Consider the following 24,517-nt stretch of genomic DNA (forward strand, 5'->3'; position numbering starts at 1 on the left):
AAGTATGCAGTCGGATTATGTGTTTGTGTACAAAAAAGTCAATTGGAGTTTGCGGGGCCTTGTGTACGGATTTTCACGGCCCTAGACTGCGACAGCTGGACTGACCGGTAAGACCACAACAACAAAGCCTCCGGTATCCGTGGCTCCCTGCTGCGCGCCGCGAAGGCAACCCAGGAGATCACTCCAATGCTCAAGTGGTGTTCGCGCTCGATTTTCCTTCAGGTCGTCATCGGCCTGGTCATCGGCATCCTCTGTGGCGTCGGCTTCCCCGAGTTCTCGGCGCAGCTCAAGCCCCTGGGGGATGGCTTCATCAAGCTGATCAAGATGCTCATCGCGCTGATCGTGTTCTGCGTGGTGGTCAGTGGCATCTCCGGTGCCGGCGACCTGAAGAAGGTGGGCCGCATCGGCTTCAAGTCGGTGGTGTACTTCGAGGTGCTGACGACCCTGGCGTTGCTGATCGGCCTGCTGGTGGCCTACGGCTCCGGGCTGGGGGAGGGTGCCAACATCAACCTCAGCGAGCTGCCGGCAGGTGATGCGGCCGCCTACACCTCGCGCACCGGTGACCTGCATGGGCCGGTGGCGTTCCTGATGGGGTTGATCCCCAACTCGGTACTGGGTGCCTTCGCCGATAACGACATCCTCCAGGTGCTGGTGTTCTCGGTGCTGTTCGGGTGCGCACTGAACATGGCCGGTGAGTCGGCGGCCGGCATTGCCCGGCTGATCGGTGAGCTGAGCCACGTGATCTTCCGGATCATGGGGATGATCGTGCGCCTGGCGCCGATCGGGGTGTTCGGCGCCATCGCTTTCACCACCAGCAAGTACGGCGTCGACTCCCTGCGCCACCTCGGCGGTCTGGTGCTGGTGTTCTACCTGACCTGCACGGCCTTCGTGCTGCTGGTGCTGGGGACGGTGCTGCGGGTGTCGGGGCTGCGCCTGTTGCCGTTCCTCGGCTACCTGCGGGAGGAGTTGCTGATCGTGCTGGGCACTGCCTCCTCCGATGCGGTGCTGCCTCAGGTCATGCGCAAGCTGGAGCACCTGGGCATCCGCAGTTCCACCGTGGGGCTGGTGATCCCTACCGGCTACTCGTTCAACCTGGATGGCTTCTCCATCTACCTGACCCTGGCCATCGTCTTCATTGCCCATGCCACCGGCACGCCCCTGGCGATGAATGACCTGCTCACCATCCTGCTGGTCTCCCTGGTGACCTCCAAGGGCGCCCACGGCATCCCGGGCTCGGCGCTGGTGATCCTCGCGGCAACCCTGGCGGCGGTGCCGGCGATCCCCGTGGTCGGGCTGGTGCTGGTGCTTTCGGTGGACTGGTTCATGGGCATCGGCCGTGCGCTGACCAACCTCATCGGCAACTGCGTGGCCACCGTCGCGATTGCCCGCTGGGAGCAGGACATCGACCTGCAGCGGGCCCGTGGCGTGCTGGCCGGCGAGCAGGGGCTGGCCTTCAAGGCGCGGGCCTCTGCCGATTGAGTGCAGACCGACCGGGCAGGCATGATGCTGCCCGGCGTCGGGCCTGAATGGGTCGAGGAGGAAGCGAATCCATGTCTACCACCCTGGTGGGGTCGGTTGTGCAGTCGTTGCGTGAAGCCATCGAGCAGGGCCGCTGGCCTGCCGGGGAGATGCTCCCGGGGCAGCGGGAGCTGGCCGACCAGCTCGGGGTCAGCCGGCCCTGCCTGCGGGAAGCCGTCACCGTGCTGGAGACCCTCGGCATGGTGCGCTCGCTGCCCGGCAAGGGGGTTCAGGTGCTGGCGCGGGAAGCCGTCGACGTGGCGGAGCCACGCGTGGCGGCCGGGCATCGCATGGCCGATATCCTCGAGCTGCGCTATGCGCTGGAGCCCTTCATCGTGGGGTTGGTGGCGCAGTCCATCGCCAGTGCCGACCTCGATCGCCTGCGCCTGCGCCTGCTGGACCTGCGCGATGCTGCCGAGGACGGCGCGCTGGATGCCTTCGTCGAGGCTTACCTGGGGTTTCACCGGCTGCTGGGCAGCCTCACCAGCAATCCCATCTTCCAGCATCTGGTCGGCCAGGCTGGTGACGCGCTGGCCCGCAGCGATGTGTTGCTGCGCCAGGGCGCCGACCAGCTTGAGGCCCGGGTGTGCGAGCACGAGGCGCTGGTCCAGGCCATTCGCCGCCGCGACAGCGTCCTGGCCGCTGACCTGATGCGCCAGCACCTGGCCAATGAGGCTCGCCGGCTCGACCTGCCGCTGCAGTTGCCGGAGTCGCTGATGAGTGCCTCCAAAGCGTGATGTTCTGTGAGCTACGAGCGGTTTGTGTACAATGCGCCACACTTTCATGCGGCTGATGGCTCGGGTGCTGGCGTAACGGCATCCCGCCGGCATAGTGTCAGCCCATTCCCGCTTTTGAACTTCACTGTGTGGTCCTCATGAACGACGTCGAGCAAAGTCTGAAGAAACCGCCGCGCGCCACCAAAGGCACGCGAAGTGGCACCCAGGACGAGGTGGTCTACGCGCACATCTTCGAAGCCATCCTCGAGCAGCGCCTGGCACCGGCCACCAAGCTCAGCGAGGAGGCCCTCGGCGAGATCTTCGGCGTGAGCCGCACCATCATCCGTCGTGCCTTGTCCCGCCTCGCCCACGAGGGCGTGGTGCTGCTGCGGCCGAACCGTGGGGCCGTGGTGGCCAGCCCGGGTGCCGAGGAAGCGCGGCAGATCTTTTACGCACGCCGGATGATCGAGCGGGCCATTACCGAACTGGCCTGCAAGAACGCCACCCCCGAGCAGATCGCCGGGTTGCGCCAGATGGTGCTGGAGGAGCGCGCCTGCTTCGCCCGGGGCGATCGCGGGATGGGTATCCGCCTGTCCGGTGAGTTCCACCTCAAGCTGGCCGAGGCAGCTGGCAACTTCACGCTGCTCGGCTTCCTGCGCAGCCTGATCTCGCAGACATCGCTGATCATCGCGCTCTACGAAAGCAGCAGTCGCACCCATTGTTCCGACGAGGAGCATGACCGGGTGATCGACGCGATCGAGGCGGGTGACGAGGACACCGCCGTGGAGCTGATGATGCGCCACATGGACAGCGTCGACGCCAAGCTGAACCTCGATGGCGAGACGGCTTCCGACGATCTGCACGCGGTGTTCTCGCACATCCTGCAGAACAAGAAGAAGGGCACCCGCGCGTCCCGCGGCGCCTGATTCACGTGGACATGAAAAAGCCCCGTTTCCGGGGCTTTTTCATGTCTGGCCATCCTAGCCCTGGCGAGCGGAGCCGGAGTGCGATTGCCGGTCCAGCTCACGGCAGGCGCGCTGGATCATGCCCTCGGTAATGGGGATCTCGCGTCCCTGGGCATCGATGATGGCGCCGCCCACCGGTTGCTCGGGCTTGAGCGGAACGACGCGACGGTTTTCGGTGCGGGTCTGCAGGCTCATGGGGAGGTCTCCTCATCAGGTGGTGTGCGCAGTCTAGGTCCCTCAGATGAAGGCAAGATGAAGGCGATAGCGCCGGGAAAACGTCACATCTTCGGGATCGGAAGCCCGAAGCAGTTGCCGTGCCAGCGCAGCCGCAGCGGTTGACCCGGGCGCGGCAGGAAACGTTCAGACGAGGTGTGCATGTCGATATTCCGAATGGGCCTGATCATCAATCCCCTGGCCGGCGTCGGTGGCTCCGCGGCATTGCGGGGCAGCGACGGTGTGGCCGGGCTCGCACTGGAGCGCGGCGCCGTGCCTCAGGCCCAGCAACGTACGCGCTTGGCTCTGGAGCCTCTGTTGGGGCTGGCGGAGCGCATCGAGTTCCTTTGCCTGCCCGGCGCCATGGGCGGTGAGTTACTGGCGCAGATGGGCTTTCGTTATCGCCTGCTGGGCACGCTGGACGGGCCGAGCGGCGCCGACGATACCCGCCGTGCGGTGCAGGCGATGCAGGAGGCGGGTGTCTCGCTGATCCTCTTCGCCGGTGGCGACGGTACGGCCCGGGATGTGGGGGACGTGGCGCGGGAAGGCCAGCCGGTGCTGGGCATCCCTGCCGGGGTGAAGATCCAGTCCGGCGTCTACGCCATCAGCCCCCGCGCCGCTGGGGAGCTGGCTCGGCGCCTGGTAGAGGGCGGCCTGGTGCGCCTGGCCAGTGGCGAAGTGCGTGACCTGGACGAAGCGGCGCTGCGTGACGGGCGTGTGGCCTCGCGCTGGTACGGGGAGCTGACGGTGCCGGTGGAGGGCCACTTCATGCAGCAGGTGAAGCAGGGTGGTGTGGAATCGGAGGAGTTGGTGCTGCTGGAACTGGCCGACTGGCTGGCGGAGGAGTGGCAGCCCGGCGTGCGCTACGTCTTCGGCCCGGGGTCGACCCTGCACGGGCTGGCCGCCAACCTGGGGCTGGATGGCACGCTGCTGGGCGTGGACGTGGTGGAGAACGGGCAGGTGATCGCCCGCGACGTGACGGAGGCCGAGTTGCTGGCGCTGGTATCGGACCACCCGGCGTTCATCCTGGTGACCGCCATTGGCGGCCAGGGCCACATCATCGGGCGCGGCAACCAGCAGATCAGCCCCCGCGTGCTGCGCGCCGTCGGGCTCGACCGCTTGAGGGTGGTGGCGACCAAGCGCAAGCTCGCGACCCTGGAAGGGCGGCCCTTGCTGGTGGACAGCGGTGATCCGGCGCTGGATGTCGCATTCCCGGATGCGATACGGGTCTGGTCGGGTTATCGCGAGGAGCTGCTGTATCCCGTCGGTTGGGCAGCGGAAGAGGGTGAGTAGGCCGATGGCTACAGCCTGATCGGCCAGGCCGACGGCTTTGAGTCGACTCCCCGCCCTGGCTTGGCGGGCAGGCGGTGGGTAGGGTGTGCAGGCCTGCTGTCCCGGCTCCCATGCCCGGCGCAATCTCCTCAGGGCTTATGGTTGGGGCGTCGAGCATGGGGACCGGGGCGGCAGGTTCCTTTTCCGGCTTCATCTCCCCTTTCGATCTCCCTCTTCTCTCGCCTCCTTCCCACACTGTGCGCCAGCGCCATGACGTCCTGGATGTTTCCAGCTAGGGTGGCGCCTGGATCCGTGCCCGTTCGCCAGGGCGCCAGCAAGGGAGGCCGGCATGTGCAGCAAGGCATTCAGGTTCGTACTGGGCATTGGCCTGTGGTGGTTCGGCCTGGCCGGGTGGGCGGCCGTCGATGGCGGGCGCCTGGTGGAGGCGGCCCGTACCCAGGTGGGGGTGACCCTCGGCTATGACCCCGTCTACCGGCGCATTGCCTACCCCGGCGGGGATGTGCCACTTGCGACCGGTGTCTGCACCGACGTGGTCATCCGCGCGCTCCGCGCCCAGGGCCTGGACCTCCAGCAGCGCGTCCACGAGGACATGCGCCGGCACTTCTCTGCCTATCCCCGGCATTGGGGGCTGAAACGCCCCGATCCCAACATCGATCATCGCCGGGTGCCCAACCTGATGACCTGGTTCGATCGCCAGGGCCTGTCCCTCAAGGTCGGGCAGGCTGCCGCCGACTACCAACCTGGCGACATCGTCACCTGGGACCTGGGGCGCGGCCTGCAGCACATCGGCATCATTTCCGACCGGCGCAGCCGCGAGGGCACGCCGTTGGCGCTGCACAACATCGGCCAGGGCACGCGGGAGGAGGACATCCTGTTCCGCTGGCCGATCCTGGGTCATTACCGTTTCGCAGCGCACTGAAGCGCGCCTATCATCTCCCCACATTTGCTCCGGAGCTGGATCATGCCCAGTGAGACCCAACCGCCCTTCATCGGTCCGGACGACCGCGTGGTGCTGTTCGACGGCGTCTGCAAGCTCTGCAATGGCTGGGCACGCTTCCTGATCCGGCATGACCGTCGCGAGCGCCTCAAGCTGGCGTCGGTGCAGTCTCCCGAGGGGCAGGCGTTACTCGCCTGGTACGGCCTGCCCACCGACCACTTCGAGACCCTGGCCTACATCGAGGGCCAGCGCCTGCATGTGCGCACCGATGCGGTGTTGCGGGTGCTCGGGCAATTGCCGGCGCCCTGGCACTGGCTGAGGCTCTTTCGCGTGGTGCCCGCGCCCGTGCGGGACTGGCTCTACGACCGCGTTGCCCTGAACCGCTACCGGCTCTTTGGCCGGCACCCGGTGTGCATGCTGCCCCATCCCGATCATGAGAGGCGCTTCCTGCATGGCGAGCGCTGATCCCAGGCTATACGCCAGCCTGGCCCGCTGGGGGCTTGCGCTGTTGTTCCTCTACCACGGCATCGTGCCCAAGCTGCTCTGGCTGAGCCCGGGTGAGCTGGAGATGATCCGTGCCCACGGCTTCGAGCAGGTGCGGCTCCTAGCGGCCCTGGCCGGTGTGGCCGAGGTGGTGCTGGCCCTGGCGTTGCTGGTGGTGCGCAGGCGCCGCTGGCCGCTGGCGCTGAGTGCGCTGGCCTTGGTCGGCTTGCTGGTGGACGTGGCGGTGGTGGCGCCGGGCTTCCTGGTGCAGGCCTTCAACCCGGTGTCCACCAACCTGACGGCGTTGTTCCTCTGTGCCATCGGCTGGCTGGCGGAGCGCCCGGAAAACCCGCAGAGTGTCGCCTCTTCCCGTTGATCGAGTCCTAGCATGGGTCTGCTTTCCTCTCGCCGGCGCGGTGCCCTGCGCATGGCGGCGCAATTCGTCGCGCCCTACCGCGGCCGGGTGATCGGTGCCCTGCTGGCGCTGCTGTTCACCGCCGGCATCACCCTGTCCATGGGGCAGGGTATTCGCCTGTTGGTGGACCGTGGCCTGGCGACCCAGTCGCCAGAGGCGCTGAACCATTCGATCCTGTTCTTCTTCGCGCTGGTGGTGGCCCTGGCTGTGGGCACCTTCACCCGCTTCTACCTGGTGTCGTGGGTGGGCGAGCGCTTCGTGGCGGACATCCGCATGCGGGTGTTCAACCACCTCATCGAGCTGCACCCCGGCTTCTTCGAGAGCAACCGGGCCTCGGAAATCCAGTCACGGCTGACGGCCGACACGACCCTGCTGCAGTCGGTGATCGGCTCCTCGCTGTCCCTGGCGCTGCGCAACGGCATCATGCTGGTGGGCGGCATCGTGCTGCTCTTCATCACCAACCCCAAGCTGACCGGCATCGTGGTGGTGGCGTTGCCGCTGGTGGTAGCGCCGATCCTCCTGTTTGGTCGGCGGGTGCGCAGCCTGTCGCGGCAGAGCCAGGACCGCATCGCCGACGTGGGCAGCTACGTCGGCGAGACCCTGGGCCAGATCAAGACCGTGCAGGCCTACAACCACCAGGCCCAGGACCGGCTTCGCTTCGGCCACACCGTGGAAGGCGCCTTCGACACGGCACGCAAGCGCATCGCCCAGCGCGCCTGGCTGATCACCGTGGTGATCGTGCTGGTGCTGGGGGCGGTGGGAGTGATGCTCTGGGTGGGCGGGATGGACGTGATCGCCGGGCGTATCTCCGGCGGTGACCTGGCGGCGTTCGTCTTCTACAGCCTGATCGTCGGCTCGGCTTTCGGGGCCATCAGCGAGGTGATCGGCGAATTGCAGAGCGCAGCCGGTGCCGCCGAGCGCATCGCCGAACTCTTGGCGACGCGCAGCCTGATCCAGGCCCCGCCCGCTGACCAGCTTCAGCACCTGCCGCCCCGGCCGGTCGGCGCGCTCAGCCTTGAGGCGGTGCGCTTCGCCTACCCCTTGCGCCCGGGTGTGCCGGCCATCGACGGCATCGACCTGGAGATTCGACCCGGCGAGACGCTGGCGTTGGTAGGGCCATCCGGTGCGGGCAAGTCGACCCTGTTCGACCTGCTGCTGCGCTTCTCCGATACGGATTCCGGCGAGATCCGGGTCGATGGGGTGCCGCTCCGGTCGCTGGACCCGGCCGACCTGCGCCGTTGCTTTGCCCTGGTGTCGCAGTCGCCGGCGCTGTTCTTCGGCAGCGTGGAGGAGAACATTCGTTATGGCTGCCCGGCTGCCACCGCCGAGCAGGTGGAGGCGGCGGCACGTGCCGCCCACGCCCACGAGTTCATTGCGCGCATGCCCGATGGCTATCGCACCCACCTCGGCGATGCCGGAGCCGGGCTGTCCGGCGGTCAGCGCCAGCGCCTGGCCATTGCCCGCGCGCTGCTGGTGGATGCGCCCATCCTGCTGCTGGACGAGGCGACCAGTGCACTGGACGCCGAGAGCGAATACCAGATCCAGCAGGCGCTGCCAGCGTTGATGCAGGGGCGTACGACCCTGGTGATCGCTCACCGCCTGGCGACGGTGCAGCGGGCGGACCGCATCGCCGTGATCGACCAGGGCCGCCTGGTGGCGATCGGTACCCACGCCGAGCTGGTGCGCAGCAGCCCGCTGTATGCGCGCCTGGCCGAGCTGCAGTTTTCAACCCATGGGGACGCGGCGGGTGACCGCGCCTGAGGAGCTGTTGGTGTCAACGGAACTGAACGTGCTGGTGCTGGGTGGCTATGGCAATTTCGGCCGCCTGATCGTCCGGCGCCTGGCCAGTGTGCCCGGTGTGCGGGTGCTGGTGGCGGGGCGCAACCTGGAGAAGGCCCAGGCGGTGGCCGAGGCGCAAGGTGCCCGGGCGGTGCGGCTGGACATCGATGAGCCGGGGCTGGCGGAGGCGTTCTCGCGGCTCGACGTGCAGGTGGTGATCTCCACCGTGGGGCCGTTCCAGGGTCAGGACTACCGCGTCGCCGAGGCCGCCCTGGCGGCGGGCTCGCATTACATCGACCTGGCGGATGCGCGGGGCTTCGTGTGCGGCATCACCCGGCTGGACGAGGTGGCCCGCCAGCGTGGCGTATTGCTCTGCGCGGGGGCGAGCTCCGTGCCCGGCCTGAGCGCGGCGGTGGTGGATGAGCTGCTCCCCCGTTTCGGTCGCCTGGAGCGGATCGAGCACGGCATCAGCTCTTCGGAAAAGACGCCGGGCGTCTCCACCCTGGCGGCGGTGCTCAACTATTGCGGGCGGCCGATCCGTTGCTGGCGGGATGGGCAGTGGCGCTCGGTATGCGGTTGGCAGGACCAGCGGCTGCAGCGCTTCCGCGCGCCCATGGGGGCCCGTTGGATCGGCGCCTGCGATGTACCGGACCTGGAGCTTTTCCCCGCGCGTTACCCCGGGGTGCGGGAGGTGAGTTTCCGCGCCGGGGTCGGCCTGCGTCTGACCCAGTTCGGTACCTGGGCGCTGTCCTGGCTGGTGCGTGCCGGCCTGGTGCGTGACGCCGTTCGGCTTGCGCCGCTGCTGCGACGCGGGGCGGTGATGCTGGAGCCGCTGGGGGACGGGCTGAGTGGCATGTTCGTGCGGCTGTCCGGCCAGGACCCGAGCGGGCTGCCGCTGACGCTCACCTGGGAGTTGCTTGCCCATGACAACGACGGCCCCAACATTCCCTGCATGGCGGCCGTGGCGCTGGTGCGCAAGTTGGCGAATGGCAGCCTTGTGGCGCGTGGGGCAATGCCCTGCATCGGCCTGTTCAGTACCCAGGAGTACCTGGCGGAGCTGGAGGGCATGCGGATCGAGACCCAGGTGCGCGAGGGGTGATCGCCAGGCATGAAAAAACCGGCCACCAGGGCCGGTTTTTTCAGGGGGCCGTCACTCAGCGGTATTCGCAGAGGTAGGCGGTGTCCTGGGCGACCTTGAGCTGGAACTTGCTGTTGGCCGGTACGGTGAACTGGGTGCCGGCGGCGAAGGTTTCCCATTGCTCGCTGCCCGGCAGCTTGACGGTCAGGGCGCCGGCGATGACGTGCATCACTTCCAGCTGGTTGGTGCCGAATTCGTAGTCACCAGCGGCCATGACGCCGATGGTGGCGGGGCCTTCGCTCATGCCGAAGGCGATGGATTTTACGGTGCCGTCGAAGTACTCGTTGACCTTGAACATGGGGCGGGCTCCTTGGAAAGGGGTCTAAAAAGGCTCGCCAGTATGCCGAAGGCGTCTGACAGCGTCACTAGTCCCTTTGGCCCGGCGCTGCGGGCAGGAGGAGGGGCAGCAGCCGGGCGGTATTGCGGGCGTCTTCCAGGGCGCGGTGCTGTTGCCCCTGGAAGCTGAGCCCGGCCAGTTGCAGGGCGGCATTGAGGCCGACCGGGCGCTTGAGCTGGCGGGCTTTCGCGAAGTGCTGCTTGAGGTTCAGGTGGGGGAGGCTGGCCAGCAGGCTGGTGAGCTGGTTCTGCCGCCACTCCTGCTCCAGCTGGCGGCGGTCGTAGTCGCCCCAGCTGCCCCAGCCCACCAGGCGGGCGCTGTGGTTGTCGAGCCAGCGTTCGAAGCCCGTCCAGACGCTGGGCAGGGGCTGCGCGGCATCGACATTGGCCTGGGTGATGTGGGTCAGTTCGCGGCAGAAGGTCGTCAGGCAGGGGCGGCGTTGCGGACGCACGAAGCGCTGGAAGTGGTCCAGTTCTCGCCCTTCTGTGCTGACCAGGGTGGCGCCGATCTCGATGATTTCCATTTCTTCCATGGGCCAGCCGCCTTCGTCGGTGGTGGCTTCCAGGTCTATCACCAGCCAGTGCGGCATGGGGCTCTCCTTGGCGCCTGCAGGGTGTCTGCAATGGGCTGCGAGCGAGTATGGGGGCGCTTTCGCGGCACCGCAAACCGCGTGATAGGCTTCTTTGGACAGTCGAATGCGGAGGTGTGAGATGGCGAAGGTGAGCTTTATCGGGTTGGGCGTGATGGGGTTCCACATGGCCGGCCACCTGGCCTGCGAAGGGCACGAGGTGCGGGTCTACAACCGTACGCCGGAGAAGGCCCGGCTCTGGTGCGACGAGTTCGCCGGCGAGTGCTTCGCCACGCCACGCGAGGCGGCTGAGGGGTCCGAGTTCGTCATGACCTGCGTGGGCAATGACGATGACCTGCGTGCGGTGCTGCTCGGCGATCAGGGTACCTTTGCCGGCATGGCGCCGGGCAGCCTGCTGGTTGATCACACCACGGCATCGGCATCCGTGGCCCGTGAGCTGGCGGTACTGGCAGCGGAGCGGGAGCTGGGCTTCCTCGATGCGCCGGTGTCCGGCGGCCAGTCCGGTGCTGAGAGCGGCATGCTGACCATCATGGTCGGTGGCGAGCGTGAGCTGTACGAGCGGGCGGCTCCGGTCATCGAGGCTTACGCGCGGATGAGCCGCCTGATGGGCCCCACCGGCAGCGGGCAGCTGACCAAGATGGTGAACCAGATCTGCGTGGGCGGCCTGCTGCAGGCGCTGTCCGAGGGGCTGCACTTCGCCCGCTGCGCCGGGCTGGATGCGGCGGCGGCGATGGAGGTGATCGGCAAGGGGGCGGCGCAGTCCTGGCAGCTCGACCACCGTCACCAGAGCATGCTGGAAGGCAAGTTCGACTTCGGCTTCGCGGTCGATCTGATGCGCAAGGACTACGCGATCGTCTTCGAGGAGGCGCAGCGCAACGGCATTGCGTTGCCGGTGACCGAGCTGGTGGATCGCTTCTATGCGGAAATCCAGCAGCAGGGCGGCGGTCGTTGGGATACCTCCAGCCTGATCACACGGTTAACCCGCTGACGCTTCAGGCGCGGAAGATGAAGTACACCGCGCCGAGCAGGCACAGCCCTGCCCAGAGGTAGTCCAGCTTCAGCGGCTGTTGCATGAAGTAGACACTGAAGGGGACGAATACGGCGAGGGTAATGACCTCCTGCATGATCTTCAGCTGGGCGACCGACAGCGCGGTGTAGCCGATCCGGTTGGCAGGCACCTGCAGCAGGTATTCGAACAGGGCGATGCCCCAGCTGATCAGTGCGGCGATGATCCACGGCTTGGTGTTCAGGGTCTTCAGGTGGCCGTACCAGGCGAAGGTCATGAAGACGTTGGAGAAGGTCAGGAGGATGGCGGTCTGCATCCAGATGGGCATGGCAGGGCTCCGGGCGTTGGGCGGGATGCCAGCCTAATGGGCGTGATGGTGGGATGAGAAGGGGGCGGGATGCGGGGTGTGTGGGGTTGGGCGACAGCTGCGGCGCTGGCGCTTCTGGTGGCTGGTTTGGCGTGGTGGGGCTGGATGCTTCGCGCACCTGCGTCGTCGGCACCGAGCCTGATGGTTCCACCGGCCTTTGCCCTGGCCAGGGAGTTCGGCTTTGGCGCCTATCGCCTGGCCTGGAGCGGGCGTGACCTGGACCTGCTCGACGGTGCGGGGCGCTCGTTGTGGCGCACGAAGGGGGGATTCCTCTCGGCCGGCAGGGCTGATCCTGTGGTGCGTTGCGACGAGCAGAGCCTGGAGGGGTTCCAGAGTGCCGGTCGTCGGCTGCAGGTCTTTGGTCATCTGCGCTGCACGGATGGCCGTATCAGCCCCTATCGCCTGGAGATGCAGGACGAGGGCGCGCTCGGCGTGCTTCTGTCCGTGACCCTGGGGGATCCGGCGCTCGACCGGATTGTGCTGCGTTGGCAGCGCGAGCCCGACGAGCGATTCCAAGGCGTTGCCGATGCCGGAAATGGCAGCGCGGTCGGTGTGGGTGAGGGGAGGGGGCCGATACCCGAAGTGAAGGGGCGCTGGACGGTGGGGCCTTCCGAGTCGTTGCTGCTGGTTTCGTCGAGCCGTGGGTTCTACAGCGGACCGGGTGTGACGCGGGCATTCGATGCGGAATCCGCCGGAGTCGTTTCCCTTGCCGTGGAAGCGGGCAGCCTTGAGTTGCGGGTTGCCAGGCCAGCGCTATCGCCATGACCTCCCGCTGGCTCCGATGCGCGGCGGGTGCGTTCAGGCCTCTCCACAGCGAGCTGCGCCGCGAGTAGAATCCGCGCTCCCATCAGCCCTGTCATTACTCAGCGATCATGATCTGCCGAGCAGGTTGCGGTGCCTGCTGCATAGCACCGTCCATTTCTTCCCCCATCCCCGGCATGCCCGATGGCAAGGCTGCGGGAGAGCGTTGTCTGCACCTGTCCCCCGAGCATCTATGCCGATTGTTTGGCAGGCCCGAGCGTCCGCAGGTCTGTTCGGCCTTCGATGCCGATCCTTTTGTCTGTGGCGAAACCCGTGAGGACGCTATACGTTTGCTGGGCTGGCTGGAACAAGAGACCGCTGTCGCGGTCAGTCACTCTGTCCGGTAGGCGTCCAAGAGGGACGAGGACTGGTCATCGAATAACAAGGAGAAGAAGGATGGTTTCGCTGCAACGTATCGCCGTGGCCTGCGGGCTGGGTGTCCTGCTGGCGTCGGCTGCCCACGCCGAGGACTGGAAGCTGGCCAAGGACGAGGATGGCATCAAGGTCTATCTCAGCGAGGTGTCCGGGTCCAAGTACAAGGCCTATCGCGGGGTCGTCACCATCAAGTCGGACGTCGCCACCCTGCGCAAGCTGCAGGAGGATGTGTCCGGCTCCTGCAAGTGGATCCACGAGTGCGAGCAGCAGAAGCTGCTGAAGCGAGAGGGTGCGGATAGCTGGACCTACACGCGCTTCAATACGCCCTGGCCGGTCACCCCTCGTGATTCGATCATTCATGCGGTGACCAGCGAAGGCGCTGATGGCAGCCTGACCCGTGTCCTCAAGGGTGAGCCGACCTACCTGCCGGAGGAGAAGGGCTACGTTCGCGTGGCGTCGGTAGAAGGGGAGTGGAAGTTCGTGCCGAAAGGGGCCGATGCGGTGGAGGTGACCTACCAGGTCCACACCGAGCCGGGTGGCAGCGTGCCGTCCTGGCTGGCCAACAGCTTCGTGGTCGATGCGCCGTTCAATACCCTGGACCACCTGCGCAAGCTGGCCGAGAAGAAATGACCCATCGCTGAAATGAAAAAAGGCTGCCAATTGGCAGCCTTTTTCGTGGAGTTCGCGCTTACTTGCGAGCGTTGAGCTCGACGTAGTCGCGCTGCTCCGGGCCGGTGTACAGCTGGCGCGGGCGGCCAATCTTGTACGGGCCGGAAAGCATTTCCTTCCAGTGGGAGATCCAGCCGACGGTGCGCGCCAGGGCGAAGATCACGGTGAACATGCTGGTGGGAATGCCGATGGCCTTCAGGATGATGCCGGAGTAGAAGTCCACGTTCGGGTAGAGGTTGCGCTCCTTGAAGTAAGGATCGTTGCGCGCGATCTCTTCCAGCTTCATGGCCAGTTCGAGTTGCGGGTCGTTGATGCCCAGTTCGGCCAGTACTTCATCGCAGGTCTGCTTCATGACCTTGGCGCGGGGGTCGAAGTTCTTGTAGACGCGGTGACCGAAGCCCATCAGCTTGAACGGATCGTTCTTGTCCTTGGCCTTGGCGACGTACTTCTCGATGTTGGACACATCACCGATCTCGTCCAGCATGGTCAGTACTGCTTCGTTGGCGCCGCCGTGTGCTGGGCCCCAAAGGGCGGCGATGCCGGCAGCGATGCAGGCGAACGGGTTGGCGCCGGAGGAGCCGGCCAGGCGAACAGTGGAGGTGGAGGCGTTCTGCTCGTGGTCCGCATGCAGGATGAAGATGCGATCCATGGCCTTGGCCAGTACCGGGCTGATCGGTTTGATCTCGCACGGGGTGTTGAACATCATGTGCAGGAAATTTTCCGCGTAGTTCAGGTCGTTACGCGGATACATCATGGGCTGGCCCATGGAGTACTTGTAGACCATGGCGGCGATGGTCGGCATCTTGGCGACCAGGCGGATCGCGGAGATCTCGCGGTGGTGCGGGTCGTTGATGTCCAGGGAGTCGTGGTAGAAGGCGGAGAGGGCGCCGACTACGCCGCACATGATGGCCATCGGGTGGGCATCACGGCGGAAGCCGTTGAAGAAGCTCTTGAGCTGCTCGTGCACCATGGTGTGATTCTTCACGGTGCTGACGAACTTGGCCTTTTCCTCTGCGCTGGGGAGTTCGCCGTTCAGCAGGAGGTAGCAGGTCTCCAGGTAATCGGAGTTCTCGGCCAGTTGCTCGATGGGGTAGCCGCGGTGAAGCAGAATGCCCTTGTCGCCGTCGATGTAGGTGATCTTCGACTCACAAGAGGCGGTAGACATAAAGCCAGGATCAAACGTGAAGCGCCCCGTGGAGGTCAGGCCCCGCACATCGATTACATCGGGACCTACGGTTCCGGACAGAACGGGCAGCTCGACGGGGGCTACGCCCTCGATGATCAACTGCGCTTTTTTGTCAGCCATAACGGCCTCCTATTTATGCTTGAAATCATCAGACAGCCCCCCACGCAGGGCCCGCACCACTATAGAGGTATAAATCCGAATGTCAATTTGGAGAAACCCATGTGGCAGGCGGGTTTGCGGGCATTTTTCAAGTAAAAAGGCGGCCTATTTACGCCTTTTATTTAGGGCGTGCAATCCGCTATTGGGTGGGGGGGATTGCGTTGTCATTAGTCAGCTAACTGTCTATACTCACGGCCCGACCTCAGGGGGCTTTGAAGGCCTGTAATCCGGAGGTTGGCACTCCCTTGGTGAGGGGTACCTGACCAGTGCACTTCCCGACAACTTGCCCTGATTGTTAGGGGCCTCAGTGTGAAAAAAAGCCGTGAATAGCCAACGACCTGTAAACCTAGATCTCAGGACCATCAAACTCCCGATCACAGCTTATACGTCCATTCTTCACCGCATCTCCGGCGTCATCCTCTTCATCGGCATTGCTGTGCTGCTTTATGCGCTCGGCAAGTCGCTTGAATCCGAGGCTGGCTTCGAGAGCGTGAAGGCGTGCCTGACCAGTCCGCTGGCCAAGCTTGTGATTTGGGGCCTGCTGTCCGCACTGCTCTATCACCTGGTAGCCGGCGTGCGCCACCTGGTAATGGACGCGGGTGTCGGTGAGACGCTCGAGGGCGGCAAGCGGGGCTCGAAAATCGTCATCGCAGTTTCGGCTGTGCTGATCATTCTCGCGGGGGTATGGGTATGGTAACCAACGTCACGAACTTCTCGCGTTCGGGTCTCTATGACTGGATGGCTCAGCGCGTTTCTGCAGTCGTTCTCGCGGCTTATTTCCTTTTCCTGCTGGGGTACCTCGTTGCTCACCCCGGACTGACCTTTGCCGATTGGCATGGTCTGTTCTCACAGAGCTGGATGCGCATTTTCAGTCTGCTCGGACTGGTCGCCCTGGGTGTTCATGCCTGGGTCGGCATGTGGACCATTTCCACTGACTACCTGACGCCGATGGCGCTGGGTCGTTGGGCGGTGGTTGTGCGTTTCCTGTTCCAGGCCGTTTGCGGTATGGCGATGTTCGCCTACTTCGTCTGGGGCGTTCAGATTCTGTGGGGTATCTGATTCATGGCTAACATTCGTACTCTTTCCTTCGATGCCATCATCGTCGGTGGTGGTGGTGCTGGCATGCGCGCTGCTCTGCAGCTGGCTCAGGGTGGTCACAAGACTGCCGTGGTGACCAAGGTCTTCCCGACCCGCTCCCATACCGTTTCCGCCCAGGGTGGCATCACCTGCGCCATCGCTTCGGCCGACCCGAACGACGATTGGCGCTGGCACATGTACGACACCGTCAAGGGCTCCGACTACATCGGTGACCAGGACGCTATCGAATACATGTGCTCCGTGGGGCCGGAGGCCGTGTTCGAGCTCGAGCACATGGGTCTGCCGTTCTCCCGTACCGAACAAGGCCGCATCTACCAGCGTCCGTTCGGTGGCCAGTCCAAGGACTTCGGCAAGGGCGGTCAGGCTGCTCGTACCTGCGCCGCAGCCGACCGTACCGGTCACGCGCTGCTGCACACCCTGTACCAGGCCAACCTGAAGAACGGTACCTCGTTCCTCAACGAGTGGTATGCCGTTGACCTGGTGAAGAACCAAGACGGCGCCATCGTCGGCATCATCGCCATCTGCATCGAGACCGGCGAGACCGTCTACATCCGCTCCAAGGCCGTCGTGCTGGCCACCGGCGGTGCAGGTCGTATCTACGCTTCCACCACCAATGCTCTGATCAACACCGGTGATGGTGTCGGCATGGCCCTGCGCGCTGGCGTGCCGGTCCAGGACATCGAGATGTGGCAGTTCCACCCGACCGGTATTGCCGGCGCTGGCGTACTGGTGACCGAAGGTTGCCGTGGTGAAGGTGGTTACCTGATCAACGCCCATGGCGAGCGCTTCATGGAGCGTTACGCTCCGAACGCCAAGGACCTGGCAGGCCGCGATGTGGTTGCCCGCTCCATGGTCAAGGAAGTGATCGCCGGCAACGGCGTCGGCCCGAACAAGGATCACGTGCTGCTGAAGCTGGACCACCTCGGTGAGGAAGTCCTGCACAGCCGCCTGCCCGGCATCTGCGAACTGTCCAAGACGTTCGCGCACGTCGACCCCGTTGTTGCGCCGATCCCGGTCATCCCGACCTGCCACTACATGATGGGCGGCGTTGCCACCAACATCCATGGCCAGGCCATTACCCAGGATGCCAACGGCAACGACACGATCATCGAAGGCCTGTTCGCGGTCGGCGAAGTCGCGTGCGTATCCGTGCATGGTGCCAACCGCCTGGGCGGCAACTCCCTGCTGGATCTCGTGGTCTTCGGTCGTGCAGCTGGCCTGCACCTCGAGAAGGCCCTCAAGGAAGGCATCGAGACCCGTGGCGCTAGCGACACCGACATCGAGCAATCCCTCAAACGTCTGGCTGGCGTCAACGAGCGTTCCAGCGGTGAAGAAGTCGCCCCGCTGAAGCGCGAACTGCAACAGTGCATGCAGAACTACTTCGGTGTGTTCCGCACCGGCGAATACATGCAGAAGGGCATCGCCCAACTCGCCGACCTGCGCGAGCGCATCGCCGGCGTCAAGATCAACGACAAGTCCCAGGCTTTCAACACTGCGCGCATCGAAGCGCTGGAGTTGCAGAACCTGCTGGAAGTCGCGGAAGCCACTGCCATCGCCGCCGAGGTCCGCAAGGAGTCCCGTGGTGCCCATGCCCGCGAAGACTTCGAGGATCGGGACGACGAGAACTGGCTGTGCCATACCCTGTACTTCCCGGGTGAGAAGCGCGTATCCAAGCGCGCCGTCAACTTCGCGCCGAAGACCGTTCCGGCCTTCGAACCCAAAGTACGTACCTATTAAGGGTGGCCGACATGTCCAACACTCTCACTGTCAGCGTCTATCGCTACAACCCGGAGAGCGACAGCGCTCCGACCATGCAGGACTTCCAGGTTGATACCGGCGGCAAGGACATCATGGTTCTCGATGTCCTGGCCCTGATCAAGGAAAAGGACGAGGGTTTCTCCTACCGTCGTTCCTGCCGTGAAGGCGTCTGCGGCTCCGATGGCATGAACATCAACGGCAAGAACGGCCTGGCCTGCATCACCCCGCTGTCCGCTGCCGGGCTGAAGGGCGGCAAGCTGGTGATCCGCCCGCTGCCGGGCCTGCCGGTCATTCGTGACCTCGTCGTCGACATGAGCATCTTCTACAAGCAGTACGAGAAGGTGAAACCCTTCCTGCAGAACGACACGCCCGCTCCGGCGATCGAGCGTCTGCAGTCCCCGGAACAGCGCGAGAAGCTGGACGGTCTGTACGAGTGCATCCTGTGTGCTTGCTGCTCGACCTCCTGCCCGTCGTTCTGGTGGAACCCCGACAAGTTCCTCGGTCCCGCTGCGCTGCTGCAGGCCTACCGTTTCCTGGCCGACAGCCGCGACACCAAGACCGAAGAGCGTCTGGCTGCCCTGGATGACCCGTTCAGCGTATTCCGCTGCCGCGGCATCATGAACTGCGTGAACGTCTGCCCCAAGGGCCTGAACCCCACCAAGGCTATCGGTCACGTACGCAACATGTTGCTGCAAAGCGGTACCTGATGCGTTACATGCTGTACCCGTAACACCTGCGGCGCCTTTCGGGGCGCCGCAGTACAACCAGGACCGACGCTCACAAAGCCGAAGTCCTTATTTGAAATGATATAGATGACCAGCAGGGGCAACCGGGCTGGTGCCCGGACTATCTGCGGGATCCTGAGTGGCTTTCATCCTGGTCGCCGTACCCGGAGTTGAGGCTGCGATGCCGATTCCACGCCGGTGGTGTCCCCTTACCGAGGGTGACCAAGCATGCAAGAAAGCGAAATGCAGCGCATGTGGAACAGCGCCCACCTATCCGGTGGCAACGCTGCATATGTGGAAGAGCTCTATGAGCTTTACCTGCACGATCCCAACGCTGTGCCAGAAGAGTGGCGCACCTACTTCCAGAAGTTGCCGTCCGACGGCAATGCAGCCACCGACGTATCGCATTCTACCGTTCGCGACCATTTCGTCCTGCTCGCCAAGAACCAGCGCCGCGCTCAGCCGGTTTCCGCTGGCAGTGTCAGCACCGAGCACGAGAAGAAGCAGGTTGAAGTCCTGCGCCTGATCCAGGCCTTCCGCATGCGCGGCCATCAGGCGGCCCAGCTCGACCCCCTTGGCCTCTGGCAGCGCAAGGCCCCGGCTGACCTGGCGATTAATCACTACGGTCTGACCGATGCCGATCTCGACACCACCTTCCGTACCGGTGAGCTTTACATCGGCAAGGAAGAGGCAACCCTGCGCGAGATCCACCAGGCCCTGCAGCAAACCTATTGCAGCACCTTCGGCGCCGAGTTCACCCACATCGTCGATTCCGAGCAGCGCAAGTGGTTCCAGCAGCGTCTGGAAAGCGTGCGTGGCCGTCCGTCCTTCTCCCCTGAGGTCAAGAGCCACCTGCTCGAGCGCCTGACTGCGGCCGAAGGCCTGGAGAAGTACCTGGGCACCAAGTACCCGGGCACCAAGCGTTTCGGCCTGGAAGGTGGTGAAAGCCTCATTCCGATGCTCGACGAGATCATCCAGCGTTCCGGTGCATACGGTACCCAGGAGATCGTCATCGGCATGGCCCACCGGGGCCGCCTGAACGTACTGGTCAACACCTTCGGCAAGAACCCGCGCGACCTCTTCGACGAGTTCGAAGGCAAGAAGGTCGAGGGCCTGTCCTCCGGTGACGTGAAGTACCACCAGGGGTTCTCCTCCAACGTCATGACCGCTGGTGGCGAAGTTCACCTGGCCCTGGCGTTCAACCCCTCCCACCTGGAAATCGTTTCCCCGGTGGTGGAAGGTTCCGTTCGTGCCCGTCAGGATCGCCGCAAGGACAAGACTGGCGACAAGGTACTGCCGATCTCCATCCACGGCGACGCCGCCTTCGCAGGCCAGGGCGTGGTCATGGAAACCTTCCAGATGTCGCAGACCCGTGGCTACCGCACCGGCGGCACGGTTCACATCGTCATCAACAACCAGGTCGGTTTCACCACCAGCCGCCAGGAAGATGCGCGCTCCACCGAGTACGCCACCGACGTCGCCAAGATGATCCAGGCGCCGATCTTCCACGTGAACGGTGATGACCCCGAAGCCGTCCTGTTCGTGACCCAGCTGGCCGTCGACTACCGCATGCAGTTCAAGCGCGACGTGGTGATCGACCTGGTCTGCTACCGTCGCCGTGGCCACAACGAGGCCGACGAGCCGTCCGGTACCCAGCCGCTGATGTACCAGCAGATCGCCAAGCAGCGCACCACCCGTGAGCTGTACGCCGATGCCCTGATCCAGGGTGGCGTGCTCGATGTCGAGCGCATCCAGGCCAAGATGGACGAGTACCGCACTGCGCTGGACAACGGCCAGCACGTGGTCAAGAGCCTGGTGAAGGAGCCCAACAAGGAGCTGTTCGTCGACTGGCGTCCGTACCTGGGCCATGCCTGGACCGCTCGTCACGACACCCGTTTCGACCTGAAGACCCTGCAGGAACTCTCCGCCAAGCTGCTGGAGATCCCGGAAGGCTTCGTCGTCCAGCGCCAGGTCTCGAAGATCCTCGAGGACCGCCAGAAGATGGGCGCCGGCGGCCTGCCGATCAACTGGGGCTACGCCGAGACCATGGCCTACGCCACCCTGCTGTTCGAAGGCCACCCGGTTCGCATCACCGGCCAGGACGTGGGCCGCGGCACCTTCTCGCACCGCCACGCGGCGCTGCACAACCAGAAGGATGCCAGCACCTACCTGCCGCTGCAGAACCTGTTCGACGGCCAGCCGAGCTTCGAGCTGTACGACTCCTACCTCTCCGAGGAAGCCGTACTGGCGTTCGAATACGGCTACTCCACCACCACGCCCAACGCGCTGGTGATCTGGGAAGCCCAGTTCGGTGACTTCGCCAACGGCGCCCAGGTGGTGATCGACCAGTTCATCACCAGCGGCGAGCACAAGTGGGGCCGTCTGTGCGGCCTGACCATGCTGCTGCCGCACGGCTACGAAGGCCAGGGTCCGGAGCACTCCTCCGCGCGTCTGGAGCGCTACCTGCAGCTGTGCGCCGAGCACAACATCCAGGTTTGCGTGCCGACCACGCCGGCTCAGGTCTACCACATGCTGCGCCGCCAGGTGATTCGCCCGCTGCGCAAGCCGCTGGTTGCCCTTACGCCCAAGTCGCTGCTGCGTCACAAGCTGGCCATCTCCACCCTGGAAGATCTGGCCGAAGGCTCCTTCCAGACCGTCATCGGCGAGATCGATCCGATCGATCCGAAGAAGGTCGAGCGCCTCGTGCTCTGCAGCGGCAAGGTCTACTACGACCTGCTGGAGAAGCGTCGCACCGAAGGCCGCGAGGACATCGCGATCGTGCGTATCGAGCAGCTGTATCCGTTCCCGGAAGACGACCTGGCTGAGGTTCTGGCTGCCTACAAGAACCTCAAGCACATCGTCTGGTGCCAGGAAGAGCCCATGAACCAGGGCGCCTGGTACTGCAGCCAGCACCATATGCGTCGTGTGGCCAGCGCCCACAAGAAAGGCCTGTTCCTCGAGTACGCCGGGCGTGATGCCTCGGCCTCTCCGGCCTGTGGCTACGCCTCCATGCACGCCGAGCAGCAGGAAAAACTGCTGCAGGACGCCTTTACTGTTTAACGCCTTCGCGCAGAAAACCGAATCAGACAGGAAAAACACACAATGGCTATCGAGATCAAAGCCCCAACCTTCCCGGAATCGGTCGCCGACGGCACCGTGGCCACCTGGCACAAGAAGCCGGGCGACGCCGTCAAGCGTGACGAGCTGATCGTCGACATCGAGACCGACAAAGTCGTAATGGAAGTGCTGGCCGAGGCCGACGGCGTACTGGCAGAAATCGTCAAGAACGAGGGCGATACCGTCCTCAGTGGCGAGCTGCTGGGCAAACTGAACGAAGGTGGCGCTGCTGCTGCCGCCCCGGCCGCCGCTGCTGCCCCGGCTCCGGCCGCTCAGGCTGCTGCCCCCGCTACTGCTGGTGACGACGCCATCCTGTCCCCGGCCGCTCGCAAGCTGGCCGAGGAAAACGGCATCGACCCGAACAGCATCGCCGGCACCGGCAAAGGTGGCCGCGTGACCAAGGAAGACGTGGTTGCCGCTGTCGAGGCGAAGAAGAACGCCCCGGCCGCTCCGGCTGCCAAGCCGGCTGCTCCGGCCGCCGAGGCGCCGGTATTCTCTGCGGGTGACCGCGTCGAGAAGCGCGTCCCGATGACCCGCCTGCGCGCCAAGGTTGCCGAGCGTCTGGTCGAAGCCCAGTCCACCATGGCCATGCTGACCACCTTCAACGAAGTCGACATGACCGAAGTCATGGCCCTGCGTTCGAAGTACAAGGACCTGTTCGAGAAGACCCACAACGGCGTTCGCCTGGGCTTCATGTCCTTCTTCGTCAAGGCGTCCGTCGAAGCGCTGAAGCGCTTCCCGGCTGTCAACGCCTCCATCGACGGCAACGACATCGTCTACCACGGCTACCAGGACATCGGCGTTGCCGTTTCCAGCGACCGTGGCCTGGTGGTTCCGGTCCTGCGCAACGCCGAGCTGATGAGCCTGGCCGAAGTCGAGAACGGCATCGCCACCTTCGGCAAGAAGGCCCGTGAGGGCAAGCTGTCCATCGACGAGATGACCGGTGGCACCTTCACCATCACCAACGGCGGTACCTTCGGTTCGATGATGTCGACCCCGATCGTCAACCCGCCGCAGGCCGCCATCCTCGGCATGCACAACATCATCCAGCGCCCCATGGCGATCAACGGCCAGGTTGTGATCCGGCCGATGATGTACCTGGCTCTGTCCTACGATCACCGTCTGATCGATGGCAAGGAAGCCGTCAGCTTCCTGGTGACCATCAAGAACCTGCTGGAAGACCCGGCTCGTCTGCTGCTGGACATCTGATCGGCGATCTCTCCAAACGGCGGCCCCGCAAGGGGCCGTCCGGTTTCATACGAGAAGGAATGAGTTATGACCCAGAAATTCGACGTGGTAGTGATTGGTGCGGGCCCTGGCGGTTACGTGGCAGCCATCAAGGCGGCCCAACTCGGCCTGAAGACCGCCTGCATCGAGAAGTACCAGGGTAAGGACGGCAAGACCGCGCTGGGCGGTACCTGCCTGAACGTCGGCTGCATCCCGTCGAAGGCGCTGCTGGACAGCTCGTACAAGTACCACGAGGCCCATGAGGCCTTCAAAGTGCACGGTATCGAAGCCAAGGGCGTCTCCATCGACGTGCCGACCATGGTTGGTCGCAAGGACACCATCGTCAAGAACCTGACCGGCGGCGTCAGCACCCTGTTCAAGGCCAACGGCGTCACCCTGCTGGAAGGCCACGGCAAGCTGCTGGCCAACAAGCAGGTCGAAGTCACCGGTCTGGATGGCAAGGTCCAGGTCGTCGAGGCCGAGAACGTGATCCTCGCCTCCGGCTCCAAACCGGTCGAGATTCCCCCGGCCCCGGTTGACCAGGACGTCATCGTCGACTCCACCGGCGCGCTGGACTTCCAGTCCGTACCGAAGAAGCTGGGCGTGATCGGCGCTGGCGTCATCGGTCTGGAGCTGGGCTCCGTCTGGGCCCGTCTGGGCGCTGAAGTGACCGTCATCGAAGCCCTGGACAAGTTCCTGCCGGCCGCCGACGAGCAGATCGCCAAGGAAGCCCTGAAGATCCTGACCAAGCAGGGCCTGAAGATTCGCCTGGGCGCCCGCGTGACCGGTACCGACGTGAAGAAGAAGCAGGTCACTGTCAGCTTCACCGACGCCAACGGCGAGCAGAAGGAAGTCTTCGACAAGCTGATCGTCGCGGTCGGCCGTCGCCCGGTGACCACCGAGCTGCTGGCTGCTGACAGCGGCGTCACCCTTGATGAGCGTGGCTACATTTACGTCGACGACCACTGCAAGACCAGCGTCCCCGGCGTCTACGCCATCGGTGACGTGGTACGCGGCGCCATGCTGGCTCACAAGGCCTCGGAAGAGGGCATCATGGTTGCCGAGCGCATCGCAGGCCACAAGGCCCAGATGAACTACGACCTGATCCCGTCCGTGATCTACACCCACCCGGAAATTGCATGGGTCGGCAAGACCGAGCAGTCCCTGAAGGCCGAAGGCGTCGAGATCAACGTCGGTACCTTCCCCTTCGCCGCCAGTGGCCGTGCCATGGCTGCCAATGACACGGCCGGCCTGGTCAAGGTCATCGCCGATGCCAAGACCGACCGCGTCCTGGGCGTTCACGTGATCGGCCCGAGCGCTGCCGAGCTGGTTCAGCAGGGCGCCATCGGCATGGAGTTCGGCACCAGTGCCGAAGACCTGGGCATGATGGTCTTCTCGCACCCGACCCTGTCCGAAGCGCTCCACGAAGCGGCCCTGGCCGTCAACGGCCACGCGATCCACATCGCCAACCGCAAGAAGCGCTAAGCACTATCCTCGGGGAGGGCGCGCGCGACCTTCCCGGGGCAGCAGAACCACGGTGGGCAGCCCGTCGTGAAGCCTTCGGGTGTTCACCGCGGAACGCTCGCCGGACTGCCCCAGGGCAGTCACAGGTGGCGCGGCACCACGAATGCAGCGCCGAATGCGCA

25 protein-coding genes are annotated in these 24,517 nt (G+C 64.8%); 20 read left to right on the forward strand and 5 right to left on the reverse strand.

The window, feature by feature from the left end:
* Window positions 1-186: 186 nt before the first annotated feature.
* From FBY21_RS01280 to FBY21_RS01290, 3 genes are all read left to right on the forward strand, one after another.
* A complete protein-coding gene (locus tag FBY21_RS01280; RefSeq protein ID WP_044404334.1) occupies window positions 187-1,479 on the forward strand; it encodes a C4-dicarboxylate transporter DctA in 1,293 nt (430 codons plus the stop codon).
* 71 nt (window positions 1,480-1,550) lie between these two features.
* Complete coding sequence (locus FBY21_RS01285; RefSeq protein WP_142008054.1) at window positions 1,551-2,255, forward strand: FadR/GntR family transcriptional regulator; 705 nt, start codon at window positions 1,551-1,553, stop codon at window positions 2,253-2,255.
* Window positions 2,256-2,392: 137 nt separating this feature from the next.
* Window positions 2,393-3,160 carry a GntR family transcriptional regulator gene (locus tag FBY21_RS01290; protein WP_142008056.1) on the forward strand — a complete coding sequence of 256 codons (768 nt, stop codon included), beginning with the start codon at window positions 2,393-2,395 and terminating at the stop codon, window positions 3,158-3,160.
* A 54-nt stretch (window positions 3,161-3,214) separates the two neighbouring features.
* Here FBY21_RS01290 and FBY21_RS01295 read toward each other — a convergent pair whose 3' ends face one another.
* Complete coding sequence (locus FBY21_RS01295) at window positions 3,215-3,394, reverse strand: PA1571 family protein (RefSeq protein WP_044404343.1); 180 nt, start codon at window positions 3,392-3,394, stop codon at window positions 3,215-3,217.
* A gap of 180 nt (window positions 3,395-3,574) precedes the next feature.
* Here FBY21_RS01295 and FBY21_RS01300 point away from each other — a divergent pair, with 180 nt between their 5' ends.
* From FBY21_RS01300 to FBY21_RS01325, 6 genes are all read left to right on the forward strand, one after another.
* Window positions 3,575-4,705 (forward strand): ATP-NAD kinase family protein, encoded by a 1,131-nt coding sequence (locus FBY21_RS01300; RefSeq protein ID WP_142008058.1) that lies wholly within the window; start codon window positions 3,575-3,577, stop codon window positions 4,703-4,705.
* 328 nt (window positions 4,706-5,033) lie between these two features.
* The gene (locus FBY21_RS01305) at window positions 5,034-5,624 is read left to right on the forward strand and encodes a DUF1287 domain-containing protein (RefSeq protein WP_142008061.1); all 591 of its coding nucleotides are present in this window, start codon (window positions 5,034-5,036) and stop codon (window positions 5,622-5,624) included.
* 39 nt (window positions 5,625-5,663) lie between these two features.
* Window positions 5,664-6,107 carry a thiol-disulfide oxidoreductase DCC family protein gene (locus FBY21_RS01310; protein ID WP_172435114.1) on the forward strand — a complete coding sequence of 148 codons (444 nt, stop codon included), beginning with the start codon at window positions 5,664-5,666 and terminating at the stop codon, window positions 6,105-6,107.
* Window positions 6,094-6,501 (forward strand): DoxX-like family protein, encoded by a 408-nt coding sequence (locus tag FBY21_RS01315; protein ID WP_142008064.1) that lies wholly within the window; start codon window positions 6,094-6,096, stop codon window positions 6,499-6,501. Before FBY21_RS01310 ends, FBY21_RS01315 begins: the two co-directional genes overlap by 14 nt.
* Window positions 6,502-6,513: 12 nt before the next feature.
* Window positions 6,514-8,301 (forward strand): ABC transporter transmembrane domain-containing protein, encoded by a 1,788-nt coding sequence (locus tag FBY21_RS01320; RefSeq protein WP_142008066.1) that lies wholly within the window; start codon window positions 6,514-6,516, stop codon window positions 8,299-8,301.
* A gap of 10 nt (window positions 8,302-8,311) precedes the next feature.
* A complete protein-coding gene (locus tag FBY21_RS01325) occupies window positions 8,312-9,418 on the forward strand; it encodes a saccharopine dehydrogenase family protein (protein ID WP_253543603.1) in 1,107 nt (368 codons plus the stop codon).
* A gap of 55 nt (window positions 9,419-9,473) precedes the next feature.
* On the opposite strand, the gene FBY21_RS01330 is transcribed toward FBY21_RS01325, so the two are convergent.
* A complete protein-coding gene (locus FBY21_RS01330) occupies window positions 9,474-9,755 on the reverse strand; it encodes a pyrimidine/purine nucleoside phosphorylase (protein ID WP_044400175.1) in 282 nt (93 codons plus the stop codon).
* A 67-nt stretch (window positions 9,756-9,822) separates the two neighbouring features.
* The gene (locus FBY21_RS01335; RefSeq protein ID WP_142008068.1) at window positions 9,823-10,383 is read right to left on the reverse strand and encodes an exonuclease domain-containing protein; all 561 of its coding nucleotides are present in this window, start codon (window positions 10,381-10,383) and stop codon (window positions 9,823-9,825) included.
* Window positions 10,384-10,489: 106 nt separating this feature from the next.
* Here FBY21_RS01335 and FBY21_RS01340 point away from each other — a divergent pair, with 106 nt between their 5' ends.
* Window positions 10,490-11,371, forward strand: a complete 882-nt coding sequence (locus tag FBY21_RS01340; RefSeq protein ID WP_260845181.1) for an NAD(P)-dependent oxidoreductase — start codon at window positions 10,490-10,492, stop codon at window positions 11,369-11,371.
* A gap of 4 nt (window positions 11,372-11,375) precedes the next feature.
* Here FBY21_RS01340 and FBY21_RS01345 read toward each other — a convergent pair whose 3' ends face one another.
* Complete coding sequence (locus tag FBY21_RS01345; RefSeq protein WP_044400183.1) at window positions 11,376-11,717, reverse strand: DMT family protein; 342 nt, start codon at window positions 11,715-11,717, stop codon at window positions 11,376-11,378.
* Between the two features lie 144 nt (window positions 11,718-11,861).
* Here FBY21_RS01345 and FBY21_RS01350 point away from each other — a divergent pair, with 144 nt between their 5' ends.
* The 3 genes from FBY21_RS01350 (at window position 11,862) to FBY21_RS01360 (ending at window position 13,562) form a co-directional block, all read left to right on the forward strand.
* Complete coding sequence (locus FBY21_RS01350) at window positions 11,862-12,521, forward strand: hypothetical protein (RefSeq protein ID WP_142008073.1); 660 nt, start codon at window positions 11,862-11,864, stop codon at window positions 12,519-12,521.
* A 107-nt stretch (window positions 12,522-12,628) separates the two neighbouring features.
* Window positions 12,629-12,904: a YkgJ family cysteine cluster protein gene (locus tag FBY21_RS01355; protein ID WP_074969317.1), complete on the forward strand. Its 276-nt coding sequence runs from the start codon at window positions 12,629-12,631 to the stop codon at window positions 12,902-12,904.
* 49 nt (window positions 12,905-12,953) lie between these two features.
* Entirely contained in the window at window positions 12,954-13,562 is a 609-nt protein-coding gene (locus tag FBY21_RS01360) for an START domain-containing protein (RefSeq protein ID WP_044400184.1), read from the forward strand.
* 58 nt (window positions 13,563-13,620) lie between these two features.
* Here the strand turns inward: FBY21_RS01360 and gltA are convergent, their stop codons facing one another.
* Complete coding sequence (gene gltA, locus FBY21_RS01365) at window positions 13,621-14,907, reverse strand: citrate synthase (RefSeq protein ID WP_044400187.1); 1,287 nt, start codon at window positions 14,905-14,907, stop codon at window positions 13,621-13,623.
* 361 nt (window positions 14,908-15,268) lie between these two features.
* On the opposite strand from gltA, the gene sdhC reads away from it, so the two are divergent.
* From sdhC to lpdA, 7 genes are all read left to right on the forward strand, one after another.
* Window positions 15,269-15,643: a succinate dehydrogenase, cytochrome b556 subunit gene (gene sdhC / locus FBY21_RS01370; protein WP_044400192.1), complete on the forward strand. Its 375-nt coding sequence runs from the start codon at window positions 15,269-15,271 to the stop codon at window positions 15,641-15,643.
* Window positions 15,637-16,005, forward strand: a complete 369-nt coding sequence (gene sdhD / locus FBY21_RS01375; protein WP_044400195.1) for a succinate dehydrogenase, hydrophobic membrane anchor protein — start codon at window positions 15,637-15,639, stop codon at window positions 16,003-16,005. Before sdhC ends, sdhD begins: the two co-directional genes overlap by 7 nt.
* Before the next feature lie 3 nt (window positions 16,006-16,008).
* Window positions 16,009-17,781 (forward strand): succinate dehydrogenase flavoprotein subunit, encoded by a 1,773-nt coding sequence (gene sdhA / locus FBY21_RS01380; RefSeq protein ID WP_044400198.1) that lies wholly within the window; start codon window positions 16,009-16,011, stop codon window positions 17,779-17,781.
* 11 nt (window positions 17,782-17,792) lie between these two features.
* Window positions 17,793-18,509: a succinate dehydrogenase iron-sulfur subunit gene (locus FBY21_RS01385; RefSeq protein WP_044400201.1), complete on the forward strand. Its 717-nt coding sequence runs from the start codon at window positions 17,793-17,795 to the stop codon at window positions 18,507-18,509.
* Window positions 18,510-18,755: 246 nt separating this feature from the next.
* Window positions 18,756-21,587 carry a 2-oxoglutarate dehydrogenase E1 component gene (locus FBY21_RS01390; RefSeq protein WP_044400204.1) on the forward strand — a complete coding sequence of 944 codons (2,832 nt, stop codon included), beginning with the start codon at window positions 18,756-18,758 and terminating at the stop codon, window positions 21,585-21,587.
* A 42-nt stretch (window positions 21,588-21,629) separates the two neighbouring features.
* A complete protein-coding gene (odhB, locus tag FBY21_RS01395; RefSeq protein WP_142008075.1) occupies window positions 21,630-22,853 on the forward strand; it encodes a 2-oxoglutarate dehydrogenase complex dihydrolipoyllysine-residue succinyltransferase in 1,224 nt (407 codons plus the stop codon).
* Window positions 22,854-22,919: 66 nt separating this feature from the next.
* A complete protein-coding gene (lpdA, locus tag FBY21_RS01400) occupies window positions 22,920-24,356 on the forward strand; it encodes a dihydrolipoyl dehydrogenase (protein ID WP_142008077.1) in 1,437 nt (478 codons plus the stop codon).
* Window positions 24,357-24,517 lie beyond the last annotated feature (161 nt).

Origin of the sequence: Pseudomonas sp. SLBN-26, assembly GCF_006715895.1 — a bacterium.
Lineage (GTDB): Bacteria > Pseudomonadota > Gammaproteobacteria > Pseudomonadales > Pseudomonadaceae > Metapseudomonas > Metapseudomonas otitidis.